Annotated in this window: 9 protein-coding genes; 4 read left to right on the forward strand and 5 right to left on the reverse strand. The window is 61.8% G+C overall.

The genetic code is table 11. The features are described 5' to 3' along the window. Positions 1-8: 8 nt before the first annotated feature. Complete coding sequence (locus NKI63_RS12995) at positions 9-1430, reverse strand: DEAD/DEAH box helicase (protein ID WP_352751732.1); 1422 nt, start codon at positions 1428-1430, stop codon at positions 9-11. A 387-nt stretch (positions 1431-1817) separates the two neighbouring features. On the opposite strand from NKI63_RS12995, the gene NKI63_RS13000 reads away from it, so the two are divergent. After that, on the forward strand, positions 1818-3350 hold the full coding sequence (locus NKI63_RS13000) for an acyl-CoA carboxylase subunit beta (RefSeq protein ID WP_352751734.1): 1533 nt from the start codon (positions 1818-1820) through the stop codon (positions 3348-3350). Between the two features lie 172 nt (positions 3351-3522). On the opposite strand, the gene NKI63_RS13005 is transcribed toward NKI63_RS13000, so the two are convergent. Together NKI63_RS13005 and NKI63_RS13010 are read right to left on the reverse strand one after the other, a co-directional pair. Then, positions 3523-5526, reverse strand: coding sequence for a hypothetical protein (locus NKI63_RS13005; protein WP_352751736.1), 2004 nt, complete (start codon positions 5524-5526; stop codon positions 3523-3525). After that, positions 5523-7052, reverse strand: coding sequence for an NAD(P)H-hydrate dehydratase (locus tag NKI63_RS13010; protein ID WP_352751738.1), 1530 nt, complete (start codon positions 7050-7052; stop codon positions 5523-5525). The genes NKI63_RS13005 and NKI63_RS13010 overlap by 4 nt, the downstream gene beginning before the upstream one ends. Before the next feature lie 364 nt (positions 7053-7416). Here NKI63_RS13010 and NKI63_RS13015 point away from each other — a divergent pair, with 364 nt between their 5' ends. Further along, complete coding sequence (locus tag NKI63_RS13015) at positions 7417-7755, forward strand: P-II family nitrogen regulator (protein WP_019857988.1); 339 nt, start codon at positions 7417-7419, stop codon at positions 7753-7755. 53 nt (positions 7756-7808) lie between these two features. Then, positions 7809-9218 (forward strand): type I glutamate--ammonia ligase, encoded by a 1410-nt coding sequence (glnA, locus tag NKI63_RS13020; protein ID WP_254817166.1) that lies wholly within the window; start codon positions 7809-7811, stop codon positions 9216-9218. 121 nt (positions 9219-9339) lie between these two features. Here the strand turns inward: glnA and NKI63_RS13025 are convergent, their stop codons facing one another. Continuing rightward, positions 9340-10380 carry a glutamine synthetase beta-grasp domain-containing protein gene (locus NKI63_RS13025; protein WP_352507441.1) on the reverse strand — a complete coding sequence of 347 codons (1041 nt, stop codon included), beginning with the start codon at positions 10378-10380 and terminating at the stop codon, positions 9340-9342. Positions 10381-10699: 319 nt separating this feature from the next. Between NKI63_RS13025 and NKI63_RS13030 the strand changes: the two genes are divergently transcribed. Beyond that, entirely contained in the window at positions 10700-10894 is a 195-nt protein-coding gene (locus tag NKI63_RS13030; RefSeq protein ID WP_352507442.1) for a DUF2735 domain-containing protein, read from the forward strand. 76 nt (positions 10895-10970) lie between these two features. Here the strand turns inward: NKI63_RS13030 and NKI63_RS13035 are convergent, their stop codons facing one another. After that, a complete protein-coding gene (locus NKI63_RS13035; protein WP_352821741.1) occupies positions 10971-12857 on the reverse strand; it encodes an MFS transporter in 1887 nt (628 codons plus the stop codon). Between the last annotated feature and the right edge of the window lie 107 nt (positions 12858-12964).

The raw sequence follows: 12964 nt of genomic DNA on the forward strand, positions 1-12964 counted from the left end.
CGGTCAGGTTATGCCGCCCGCGCAGCCGGCCGCTTGGCGCCGAAGCGGCGCTTGTTGTTGCCCTTGAAGGGCTTGGCGCCTTCCGGCTTGCGGTCGCCCGCAAAGGCCGGCTTGTCGCCGCCGAAACGCTTCTTGGCGAAGCCGTTGTTGGCGCCGCCGGGACGCCTGCCGTCGCGACGGCCGTTGTGGTCGTTGCGATCGTTGGCCGGCTCGAAGCTGCGCTCGTTCTTCTCGGCCGGATTGCGCTGCGGATCGGGGCTGCCGAGATGATCGGCAACGATCGGCAGCTTGGTGCGGATGATATGCTCGACCTGGCGCAGCTTGGCGTTTTCCGAAGGGTCGCAAAGCGTGATGGCGATGCCATCCATGCCGTTACGGCCGGTGCGGCCGATGCGGTGGACATAGCTCTCCGCCTCGTCCGGCAGGTCGAAATTCACCACATGGCTAATGCCGGGCACATCGATGCCGCGTGCTGCAATGTCGGTCGCCACGAGAATTCGCACCGAGCCTTCGCGGAAATCGTTGAGCGCCTTCTGGCGGGCATTCTGCGACTTGTTGCCGTGGATAACGGCGGCCTTGAAGCCGTCGCGCTCGAGGTCCTTGGTCACCCTGTCGGCGCCATGCTTGGTGCGCGAAAAGATGATAACGGACTTCATCGCGTCGTCGGCGAGCATCGTCGACAGCACCTGGCGCTTCTGCTTGGTGCGGGCAAAGACGACGCCCTGCACGATCTCCGCGGCCGCAGTGCTGTGGGGGGCGACTTCGACGCGGATCGGGTTCTTCAGCAAGCCTTTCGCCAGCTCGGCGATTTCGGCCGGCATAGTCGCCGAGAACAGCACCGTCTGACGGTCCGGCGCCGTTGCCCTGGCGATGCGCTTGACGTCGTTGATGAAGCCCATGTCGAGCATGCGGTCGCCTTCGTCGAGCACCAGCCATTTGGTGTCGGCAAGTACGAGGTCGCCCTCACGCACCAGATCGGTCAGCCGGCCAGGCGTGGCGATCAGGATGTCGACGCCGGGTGCAACCTTCTTGACCTGGCTGAAACGCGAGACGCCGCCAAGCACCAGCGCGGTCGAGACATGTGCGCCCTTGGCGAGAATCTTGATGGTGTCCTCGATCTGTACGGCGAGCTCGCGCGTCGGCGCCAGGATCAGTGCGCGAGCCGTCTTCGGCCGGCGCTTGGTGCCAAGCGCGATGATCTTCGACAGGATCGGCAGTGCGAACGCCGCGGTCTTGCCCGAGCCGGTCTGGGCGATGCCGAAAATGTCGCGGCCTTCGAGCTGCGGCGGGATGGCCTGCGCCTGAATCGGCTTGGGATCGGTAAAGCCGGCGCCATGGGTGGCCTTGAGCAGTGCACCGCTAATTCCAAGTGCGGCGAAACCGGTCAGTTCCCCAGTGTTCTCACCGGTCAAAGTGTTTTCATTGGTCAAAATATTCTTCTTTCATGCGGCTTCTGGCCGCAAACATCGATGGCGGCAGGGCGCAACCTGCCGTCGAAAATTGTCATGAAACGACAAGGCGGGCGGACGTTATCGTCCACGCGGCTGCGCTGTCGTGCCCGCAGGCTTCATGCCACGGGGCTTTTTCGCCACCTTGCCGATATGTCGGGAAGAGGGAAAACAGACGCAACCAGTCTCATTCGTCGAGAAGGCCGGAGTGTCCCAGCCCAAGCGCCTATACCGCCGCATATGGCCCAGTTCGCTTCGGAATGCAAGGGGTCGGATGCTGCAGCGCAGCAAAAGCCATGGCGAAGCGGCGCTTGCGCTCACTTGCTGCCACGACTACCACAATCCAGCTTTCCGTTTTGGGGACCGGTCATGAAGGACGTGCTGAAAGAACTGGAGCGGCGCCGCGAGATCGCCCGCATGGGCGGCGGCCGAGCCCGCATCGAGGCCCAGCACAAGAAGGGCAAGCTCACCGCCCGTGAGCGCATCGACGTCTTCCTCGACGAAGGCTCGTTCGAGGAGTTCGACATGTTCGTCGAGCACCGCTCGACCGATTTCGGCATGGAGAAAACCAAGATCGCCGGCGATGGCGTCGTTACCGGCTGGGGCACCATCAACGGTCGCCCGGTCTATCTTTTCGCCAAGGATTTCACCGTGTTCGGCGGCTCGCTGTCCGAGGCACATGCCGAAAAGGTGGTCAAGGTGCAGGAGATGGCATTGCGCAACCGCGCGCCGATCATCGGCATTTACGACGCCGGCGGCGCCCGCATCCAGGAAGGCGTGGCGGCGCTCGGCGGCTACGCCGAGATCTTCCAGCGCAATGTTTTGGCCTCCGGGGTCATCCCACAGATTTCGCTGATCATGGGCCCTTGCGCAGGCGGCGACGTCTATTCGCCTGCGATGACCGACTTCATCTTCATGGTCCGCGGCACCTCCTACATGTTCGTCACCGGGCCGGATGTGGTGAAGACCGTCACCAACGAGACAGTCACCGCCGAAAGCCTCGGCGGCGCTTCCATCCACACGACGAAGTCCTCGATCGCCGACGGAGCCTACGACAATGACGTCGAGGCGCTGTTGCAGATGCGCCGGCTGGTCGATCTGCTGCCCGCCTCCAACACGGCGGAAATTCCCGAGATCGAATGCCACCAGTCGGTCACCGATCACGATCTGTCGCTCGACAGGCTGATCCCCGACAATGCCAACAAACCCTACGACATCAAGGAGTTGATCCTTAAAGTTGCCGACGAGAGTGACTTCTTCGAAATCCAGCAGAATTTTGCGAAAAACATCGTCACCGGCCTCGGCCGTGTCGAGGGCCGCACCGTCGGCTTCGTCGCCAACCAGCCGATGGTGCTGGCCGGCGTGCTCGATGCCGACGCCAGCCGCAAGGCGGCGCGCTTCGTACGCTTCTGCGACTGCTTCTCGATCCCGATCGTCACCTTCGTGGACGTTCCGGGCTTCCTGCCCGGCACCGCGCAGGAGTATGGCGGGCTGATCAAACATGGGGCCAAGCTTCTGTTCGCCTATGCCGAAGCGACCGTCCCAAAGATCACCGTCATCACCAGAAAGGCCTATGGCGGCGCCTATGACGTTATGGCGTCAAAGCATTTGCGCGGCGACATGAACTATGCCTGGCCAACGGCGCAGATTGCCGTCATGGGCGCCAGGGGCGCGGTCGAGATCATCTACCGCAAGGACATCGGCGATGCGGAGAAAATCGCTGCGCATACAAAGGCTTACGAGGATCGCTTCCTGTCGCCCTTCGTTGCCGCCGAGCGCGGCTATGTCGACGAGGTGATCATGCCGCATTCGACCCGCCGGCGCATCGCCCGCGCACTCAGGATGCTGCGCAACAAGGACATGCAGAACCCGTGGAAGAAACACGACAATATACCGCTGTGAGGCGCTGATGTCGCGCCTGATCTGGTTTCCGCCTTGTCGAGCCTGCTGAGCGATACGATCGTCGCCGAACGCGTCCGGCATTTCGACGGTGAATGGACATCGAACATCGCCGACGACCTCGATCGATAGCTGTCCGCCTGGAGCTACTGCGGCCAATGTCAGAGTCGTCGGCCTATTCCGCTTCCGCCGCTCCGAACCCGGCTCCCATCGTCGCGCTGACAGCGCCCGACCACGGCGTGACGTGATTGTCGATGCGCATCTGGAAGATGAAATAGGTCGGCGAGCAGAAGCCGATGCCTTTCACCTTGCCGATGCCCGGCGTATCGGGCGGCAGCGACTGGCACATGTAATCCTCGCGACAGAAATGGTCGGCCGAGCAAGCGGGACGATTACCGCGATTGACAGCGCCGCCCAGGCACTGGTCGAAATTATTGGTCGCCACGCAGGTGTCGAATTTTTTGCCGCCGACCAATCCGCAAATCTCGTTCGGCATCGGCTTGCCCGGTTTGAAGGCGGCAAAGCTGCGATCCCGATCGTCGCAGCCGCGATAGGCGATACCCGCCGGCACGCCGATCTTCGGCGGTCGGCAGGTGTAGCCGGTACGCGAAATGCCTGGCGCGAACGCCGCGAACTGGCCGGTGATGATATAGCGGTCATTGAAAGGTTGCGCCGGGTTGCTGGTGATCGAGCCGGTCAGGCACGGATGGCCGGAGAATATGTTTTCGCTGTCCTTGGGCAACAGACATTGCGCCAGCTTGGTGCGCACGCCGGACGCGGTCGCTAGCGGCGTGCAGACGGTGCCGCCGCCGCATTGCCAAGTCGCGCCGAAGCGGGCTGCATCTTCTGGCATGAAGCACGGCATCGCGATTTCGGCCGGCGAATAGGCAATTTCGCCGGCCTCGTTCCATGTCGCCGGCGGCGCGAAGGACAGCGGGCGGAAGCGGTTCGGTTCCTTACCCCTCGCAGTCGCGTGCAGCCAGGCGACGCGGCGCGGGATGTCGGCGTGGAGATGCGGTGAGATACCGACCTCGATGCGGTTGAGCGGCGAGGTCGTCTTGTCATCCAGGCCGATAAAGTGGAACCCGGCGGTCGAACCCGCCTGATGGCAGCCCTGGCAGGTGCCATTGTCCAGCCGCTCGACCAATGCCTCTGACGTGCGCACCAGCTTCCGCTTGGAATAATCGAGCCCGGCGAAATCCGCGGGCTGGAACAGTGGCGTGAACGGGTGGTTGGCCTGCCTTGCGCTGCCGAAAGTCGACCACGAGACTACCTTCTTTGCCAAGAACTTATCGGGGATTTGGTAGACGCCGAGGTCGATTGCCGCGACATTGGTGCGGACATAGTCGGCAAGTCTTGCTTTCAGCGCAGCGTCGTCGGCGAGACGTGCCGTGTCGGGCGTGTTTTCCAGCGGCTTTTCACTGACAGCCCCGCCGTCGATGCCGAAAATGCGCATGAGATAGGCGGCCTGTCCGCCGAATTCGGTCTCCTGGCCGGAGGGGAAGCGGACCACTTGCGCATTGAGCTCGAGCTGCTTGAAGGTGAGTGCCGCTCTTTCCAGCGGCCCGCCGATCAGCCAGCCGGCATCGACGCTCTCGTCGAGTTGTGGCGCCCAGCGTCCGGCGACGCCGACACAACCGCCATCGGCATCCGGCGCGACATTGTAGATGGCACTGAAATTGAACGGTAGGCGCGAGGCCAAAACCTTGCCGTTCTTCTTGAAGCTGTAGGCGAGGCGATAGATGAAGCGCACTTCGCCGCAACTCGTGTCGCCTTGCAGCGCGGCGAAGTCGCGCCGATCGAGCCGGTTGACTATGCCAACGAGACGGAAGCGCGCGGCATCGGTCCTCAGCCAGCGCATGTCCATGACACGGCCGACATTGCCGTCGGTCACCTCGTAAAGCGGCCGGCCGCCGGCCTTCATCTCGGCCCGCAATGCTGCGACGTCGCTTGCAATCGTTTCGACGATCGCATGATAGGCCGGCGCCTTGTCGTAGAGAGTCTTCAAATCGCCCTTGCCATCGACGCCGAAAATGCCGGCGAAACCATAGCCCTTGCCGTCAAGCTCGGCGAGAACGGCCGGGTCGTCGACGATGGTTAGCGGAGTTTCGGCGTTCGCGGCCTGTACCATGGACATGGCACTAATGATCGCAACGAGCAGCGCAGTCAGGCGGTTCATTCGGCAGCCATCCCGCGGCTTTCAACGAGCTCGCGCAGCACCGCCACCAGCGCCAGCGGCAGGTCCTCGGCGATCAGTCCCGGTCCGAAACGGCTGCCGGTCTCGGCATGGATCCAGACTGCCGCACAGGCCGCTTCGAAGGCTGGCATGCCCTGAGCCAGCAACCCGGCGATGATGCCCGACAGCACATCGCCCGAACCGGCGGTAGCCAGCCATGAGGCACCATTGCTGTTGATCGCTGCCCGGCCATTGGGGGCCGCGATCACTGTGTCGGCGCCCTTGTAGACGAGAATAGCACTGGCACGCTTAGCGGCGGCGCGGGCCTTGGCGAGCTTGGACAAATCGTGGTTCCCGGCGACATCGGGAAAAAGCTTGGCGAACTCGCCCTCATGCGGCGTCATCACCAGAGCCGGCGTTTTCGGTCGACGGGCGGCTTCGAACAGGGCATCCGGCGCGTCGCGAAACGAGGTGATGCCGTCGGCGTCGAGCACCAGCCCGTCGATCCCGCTGCCCTGCCCATGGGCGTTGCCGAGTACGACCAGGGCAAAATCGCGCGTTTTCTCCCCGATGCCAAATCCCGGGCCAAGCACGAAGGCCGATGGGCGGCGGTTGCCGACGAATTCGTCCACATCCGCGATAGTGTCTATCTTGTGCAGCATGACCGAGGTCAGATGCGCCGCGTTCACCTGGATGGCGTTCGCCGGCGACAGCAAGGTGACGGCCCCTGCCCCGCTCCGGGCCGCGGCAAGCGCCGACAGCCGCGCAGCACCCGTCGCCGACGGTCCGCCGGAAAAGACGCCAACATGGCCGCGCTTGTATTTATGGGCGTCGACCGCCGGAACCGGAAGGCGGTCAAGCCAGAGCGCCGGAATGTTCTCGAATGTTCGCGGTTGAAGCTGCGCAACGATGCTGTTGTCTATGCCGATATCGGCGAGCTCGATGTCGCCGCACAGCTCGCGCCCCGGCAACAGCAGATGGCCTGGCTTTTTTCGCGCGAAGGTCACCGTGGTCCGGGCCCGGAAGGCCTTTCCTAACACATTGCCGCTCTCGCCTGAAACGCCCGACGGCAGGTCGACCGCCACAACCGGCAAGTTCAATTCGGCCGCAATGTCGATCACCTTGGCGGCGTCGCCGGACAGCGGCTTGGACAGCCCCGCCCCATAGAGCGCGTCAACCACGACGGAGCCCATCTCGGCAACGAAATCCGACAGCGGCCGAGCTTCAACCGGGCATTCCGAGGCAGCGAGTGCCGCATCACGGCCGCCTTTGGGCGATCCGGACGCCCACACAGAGACATCGACGGCGCTCTCCCGAAGGATGCGGGCCACGACATAGCCGTCGCCGCCATTGTTACCGGGGCCGCAAAGCACGTGGACGCGTGTCGCCGCCGGGTAGCGCTTGAGCACTACGGCGGCAACCGCGGCGCCGGCATTGCGCATCAGGCCAATACCGTCGAATGGACCGGCGGCAATCGCCAGCCGGTCGGCCTCGGCCATTTCGGAGGGAGACAAAAGTTCGTTGCTCATGAAATATCAGGCGACATGCACATCATTTCTCCAAGCATTGTCCAGTTTTTGATCCGACGCAAACAACGAAGGTCCCCAAGCAAATTTGGCGGCGCACCTCGTTCGGGACGACGGCGCGCAGCTGCTCACGAAATATCCGATCTGCCCAATTTTTGTGCGGACGGCAGGACCGGCGGTGTGTAGGCTCGCGGCGTTCATGGCACATCCGACGCAGCGAATGATGCGAATGTACATTCCTGCGCGGCATGGTATCCAAATCATGTGAGGCTGCTCGGCGCTCCATCAATTGGCACAGTTCGTGCCTGATTGAGGCGCAAGCGGGGCTCACAACCCGTCTTTTTTGGCAGTGGAGGCCACTTTTTACATGAAAAAGATCGAAGCGATCATCAAGCCGTTCAAGCTAGACGAAGTGAAAGAAGCGCTTCAGGAGGCCGGGCTGCAAGGCATCACCGTGACCGAAGCCAAGGGCTTTGGCCGCCAGAAGGGCCACACCGAGCTTTATCGCGGCGCCGAATATGTCGTCGACTTCCTGCCAAAGGTGAAAATCGAGGTCGTGCTCGGCGACGATGCGGTCGAAGCCGCGATCGAAGCTATCCGCAAGGCGGCCCAGACCGGCCGTATCGGCGACGGCAAGATCTTCGTCTCGAACATCGAGGAAGTGGTGCGCATCCGCACCGGCGAAACCGGCATGGACGCCGTCTGAATTTTCCCGTTAAAAGGCCACGTTCAAACGTCATCACATAGGGAAGCAGGGACATGACGACAGCCAAAGACATCATGAAGCAGATCAAAGACAACGACGTGAAGTTCGTTGATCTGCGCTTCACCGATCCGAAGGGCAAACTGCAGCACGTAACGATGGATGTCGTCGAGGTCGAGGAAGACATGTTTGCCGATGGCGTCATGTTCGACGGTTCCTCGATCGCCGGCTGGAAGGCGATCAACGAGTCCGACATGGTGCTGATGCCCGATGCAGATACGGTGCATATGGACCCGTTCTTCGCCCAGTCGACCATGGTCATCCTGTGCGACATTCTCGATCCGATCTCGGGAGAATCCTACAACCGCGACCCCCGCGGCACCGCCAAGAAGGCCGAGGCCTACATGAAGGCGGAAGGCATCGGCGACCAGATCTTCGTCGGTCCTGAAGCCGAGTTCTTCGTGTTCGACGACGTCAAGTACAAGGCCGATCCCTACAACACCGGCTTCAGGCTGGATTCCACTGAACTGCCGTCCAATGACGACACCGACTATGAGACCGGCAATCTCGGTCACCGGCCGCGCATCAAGGGCGGCTATTTCCCGGTGCCGCCGATCGATTCGGCACAAGACATGCGTTCGGAAATGCTCACCGTGCTCGCGGAAATGGGCGTGCGCGTTGAAAAGCACCATCACGAAGTGGCCGCCGCGCAGCACGAGCTCGGCATCAAGTTCGACACGCTGGTCCGCAACGCAGACAAGATGCTGATCTACAAATATGTCGTGCACCAGGTCGCCAACGCCTATGGGAAGACGGCCACTTTCATGCCGAAGCCGGTGTTCGGCGACAATGGCTCGGGCATGCATGTCCACCAGTCAATCTGGAAGGAAGGCAAGCCGACTTTCGCCGGCAACGAATATGCCGGCCTGTCCGAGAGCTGCCTGTTCTACATCGGTGGCATCATCAAGCATGCGAAGGCGATCAACGCCTTCACCAACCCGCTGACCAATTCCTACAAGCGCCTGGTGCCGGGCTATGAAGCGCCGGTGCTGCTCGCCTATTCGGCACGCAACCGCTCGGCCTCGTGCCGCATTCCGTTCGGCTCGTCGCCGAAATCCAAGCGCGTCGAGGTCCGCTTCCCCGATCCTGGTGCCAACCCCTATCTCGCCTTTGCCGCCATGCTGATGGCCGGCCTCGACGGCATCAAGAACAAGATCCACCCGGGACAGCCGATGGACAAGGATCTCTACGACCTGCCGCCGAAGGAATTGAAGAAGATCCCGACCGTCTGCGGGTCGCTGCGCGAAGCCCTGCAGAGCCTCGACAAGGACCGCGGCTTCCTGAAGGCCGGCGGCGTCTTCGACGACGACCAGATCGACAGTTATATCGAGCTCAAGATGGCCGAGGTGATGCGCTTCGAAATGACGCCGCATCCGGTCGAATACGATATGTATTATTCGGTGTGACCCCGAACCTCATAGTCACGTAGAAAAACCCCGGCGGAGACACGCCGGGGTTTTTTGATGCAATGGGATGGGAAAGAAAGTCACGGCGCAGACACCCGAGGTCCGCGCCGTGAACGCATTCTCAAGCCGCCGCCGAAACCTCGGCGCTGGTCGGGACGGAGGCGATCGTCTTCAATATCTGCGAAGCGATCTGGTAGGGGTCGCCCTGCGAGTTCGGACGGCGATCCTCGAGATAGCCCTTGTAGCCGTTGTTGATAAAGGAATGCGGCACGCGGATCGAAGCGCCGCGGTCGGCGATGCCGTAGCTGAACCTGTTCCAGGGCGCGGTCTCGTGCTTGCCGGTCAAACGCTTGTCGTTGTCCGGCCCATAGACGGCGATGTGGTCCATCAGGTTTTTGTCGAAGGCTGCCATCAGCGCCTCGAAATAGCCCTTGCCGCCGACTTCGCGCATATAGGCGGTCGAGAAGTTGGCATGCATGCCGGAGCCGTTCCAATCGGTGTCGCCGAGCGGCTTGCAGTGGTATTCGATGTCGATGCCGTACTTCTCGGTCAGGCGCTGCAACAAATAGCGCGCCATCCACATCTGGTCGGCGGCCTTCTTGGAGCCCTTGCCAAAGATCTGGAATTCCCACTGGCCTTTGGCCACCTCGGCGTTGATGCCTTCATGATTGATGCCGGCGGCAAGGCAAAGGTCGAGATGCTCCTCGACGATCTGCCTGGCGACGGAGCCGACATTGCTGTAGCCGACGCCAGTGTAGTACGGGCCTTGCGGCGCCGGATAGCCACTCTCGGGGAAGCCGAGCGGACGGCCGTCCTTATAGAAGAAATATTCCTGCTCGAAGCCGAACCAGGCGCCCTCGTCGTCGAGAATGGTGGCGCGTTTGTTGGACGCGTGCGGCGTTACGCCGTCCGGCATCATGACTTCGCACATGACGAGCGCGCCGTTGGTGCGGGCGGGATCCGGATAAATGGCGACCGGCTTCAAAACGCAGTCGGAGCTGTGGCCCTCGGCCTGCATGGTCGAAGAACCGTCGAAGCCCCACAGCGGAAGCTGGTCGAGCGTCGGAAACTCGGCGTAGTCCTTGACCTGCGTTTTTCCGCGGAGGTTGGGAACCGGGGTGTATCCATCGAGCCAAATGTACTCGAGCTTGTATTTCGTCATTCTAGCCTCTCGTTGCTTGATCACCGAACCCTGGATGGCGCCGGGGCGAGCCGGCCTATCCAGCAGCCGACCTGCCGGACTAGTAAAATGCAATTCGTGTGCCATTCTCGCCGGCGACGGATGCGGCAAAAGTGGGGTTGTATCCACCCAAAATCGCTGGTCCGCCGTCATGCTGCGCTCGGATCATCCACAAGCACATTTTGCACAAATAATATGCAAGTACTGATCTTTTCGTAATCATGTTGCCTAATTCGATTGCTGAACCTATGTTGGGCAAAGGTTGAATCGGCAAGGTTCTGTCGAAGAAAGGAAACCGACAATGGAAATCATTTCCACTCGTCAGTCGGCCAAAATCCTGATGTTCCCGGTGGCAGCGCGCGCCTCTGCCTCAAATTTAAGCGGAAAGGCTAAGTTCGCGGCAGAACTTGCTTCTTTGCGCAACCGAACGGATTTCGGAAGTGCCTGGTATCATGAGGCAGCGATCGAGGAAGCGAAACAGGATCGGAAGAGCTAAGCCCTGCACTCGATAAATTGAAAAAGCCCGGCGCGATCGCTCGCGCCGGGCTTTGCTTTGAACCGGGACGGGCCGGCTACTGTTTGGTGTGCAGGTCCGTTCCGAGCGTATCCCTGATAAAGATCATGCCTATGATCAGCGACATCGCCGCGATCACCACCGGGTACCAGAGACCATAGTAGATATCGCCCTTGTAGGCGCTAAGCGCGAACACCGTGGCCGGCAGCAGCCCGCCGAACCAGCCATTGCCGATGTGATAGGGCAGCGACATGCCGGTGTAGCGGATGCGGGTCGGGAACATCTCGACCAGGATCGCGGCGATCGGCCCGTAGACCATCGTGACGAAGATCACGAGGATGAGCAGGATGGCGATCGTCATCGGCCAGTTGACCGCTGCAGGGTCGGCAAACATGGCGAAGGGACCGCCGCCCGGCACGGTATAGACGGTGACCTCGGGGGCTCCCGCAGCCTCGTCGGCAGTCAGCAGCTTGTCCTTGATCGCCTGGTCAGTCGGAACGGTGGCCTTGTCGCCGGCGCGGATTGCCGCGGCATCGAGCTTCAGCTCAGGATTGGCCGCAATGAAGGCCTCGAGCTTCTGGTCCGGCACCTTGGCGGCTGCCCGCTTCAGCGGGTAGCCGCCATCCCGAAGTGCCGTGTAGACCGCCTTGGCGAAAGCGGCATCCTTGGCCTTGGCCTGATCGCCGGCGGCAGTGGCGTCATAAGACTCAACCGTCTCGTTGCCGATTTTGACCGACGCGGCTGTACCGGGCGCCGCAGTCGATACCACGTCGTACGGCACCGAGTTCTTGGTCAGGAACGAGGTGGCGATATCGCACGAGGTCGTGAACTTTGCAGTGCCCACCGGATTGAACTGGAACTTGCAGTCCCCCGGTGCCGCGGTCACCGTCGCGCGTGTGTTCTGCTGCGCGGTGGCGAGCGCCGGATTGGCTGCCCAGGTCAGCGCCCTGAACAATGGGAAGGTGCAGACGATTGCCAGTGCAAGGCCGGCCATGATGATCGGCTTGCGGCCGATCTTGTCGGAAAGCCAGCCGAACACGACGAAGAAGATCGAGCCGATCGCCAGCGCAATGGCGATCATGATGTTGACCGATTGCGCCTCGACCTTGAGCACGTTCTGCAGGAAGAACAGCGCATAGAACTGGCCGTTGTACCAGACCACGGCCTGACCGGCGGTAAGGCCGAGTAGCGCCAGCAGCGCGATTTTTGCGTTCTTCCACTGGCCGAAGGCTTCCGTCAATGGTGCCTTGGAGCCTTTGCCTTCGTCCTTCATGCGCTGGAAGGTCGGCGATTCGGAGAGCGACAGCCGGATCCAGAGCGAGATGCCGAGCAGCAGGAAGGAGACCAGGAAAGGAACGCGCCAACCCCAGGCGGCATAAGTTTCCTTGCTCATCGAGGCCTGCACGATCAGGATGACGATCAGCGACAGGAACAGGCCGAGCGTCGCCGTCGTCTGGATCCATGACGTGTAGTAGCCGCGGCCGTCGTCGGGCGCATGTTCGGCGACATAGGTCGCGGCGCCACCATATTCGCCGCCGAGCGCCAGGCCCTGCAGCATGCGCAGGATGATCAGGATCACCGGCGCGGCGATGCCCCAGCTCGCATATCCGGGCAGAAGGCCGACCAGGAAGGTCGACAGGCCCATGATCGTCATGGTGACGAGGAAGGTATATTTACGGCCGACGAGATCACCGATGCGGCCGAACAGCAGGGCGCCAAACGGGCGCACCAGGAAACCGGCCGCGAAGGCGAGCAGGGCGAAGATGTTGCGTGTCGCTTCCGGCGCCGACGAGAAGAAGGTGGCGCCGATGAAGGCGGCCAGCGAGCCGTAGAGATAAAAATCGTACCATTCGAAAACGGTGCCGAGCGAAGAAGCGAAGATGACCTTCTTCTCCTCGCGTGTCATGCCGCGGCTTGTTTTGCCGGCGGTCGATGCCATTGCCATGAGCGTATCCTCCCGTGTGATTCCGTCAGCCCTCGATGCTGCGCGTCATCGTCCGCGTTTCCTCGCAACGCAGACTCAGTGCAGCCACCGGTGCAAAAAATGACAGA

Origin of the sequence: Mesorhizobium sp. M0410, assembly GCF_040321435.1 — a bacterium.
GTDB lineage: Bacteria > Pseudomonadota > Alphaproteobacteria > Rhizobiales > Rhizobiaceae > Mesorhizobium.

Excerpts from the sequence above, each read along its gene's own strand:
- NKI63_RS13035 (WP_352821741.1), bottom strand. The coding sequence starts at position 12,857 with ATGGCAATGGCATCGACCGCCGGCAAAACAAGCCGCGGCATGACACGC.
- NKI63_RS13030 (WP_352507442.1), top strand. The coding sequence starts at position 10,700 with ATGGAAATCATTTCCACTCGTCAGTCGGCCAAAATCCTGATGTTCCCG.
- NKI63_RS13000 (WP_352751734.1), top strand. The coding sequence starts at position 1,818 with ATGAAGGACGTGCTGAAAGAACTGGAGCGGCGCCGCGAGATCGCCCGC.
- NKI63_RS13010 (WP_352751738.1), bottom strand. The coding sequence starts at position 7,052 with ATGAGCAACGAACTTTTGTCTCCCTCCGAAATGGCCGAGGCCGACCGG.
- glnA (WP_254817166.1), top strand. The coding sequence starts at position 7,809 with ATGACGACAGCCAAAGACATCATGAAGCAGATCAAAGACAACGACGTG.
- NKI63_RS13015 (WP_019857988.1), top strand. The coding sequence starts at position 7,417 with ATGAAAAAGATCGAAGCGATCATCAAGCCGTTCAAGCTAGACGAAGTG.
- NKI63_RS13025 (WP_352507441.1), bottom strand. The coding sequence starts at position 10,380 with ATGACGAAATACAAGCTCGAGTACATTTGGCTCGATGGATACACCCCG.
- NKI63_RS13005 (WP_352751736.1), bottom strand. The coding sequence starts at position 5,526 with ATGAACCGCCTGACTGCGCTGCTCGTTGCGATCATTAGTGCCATGTCC.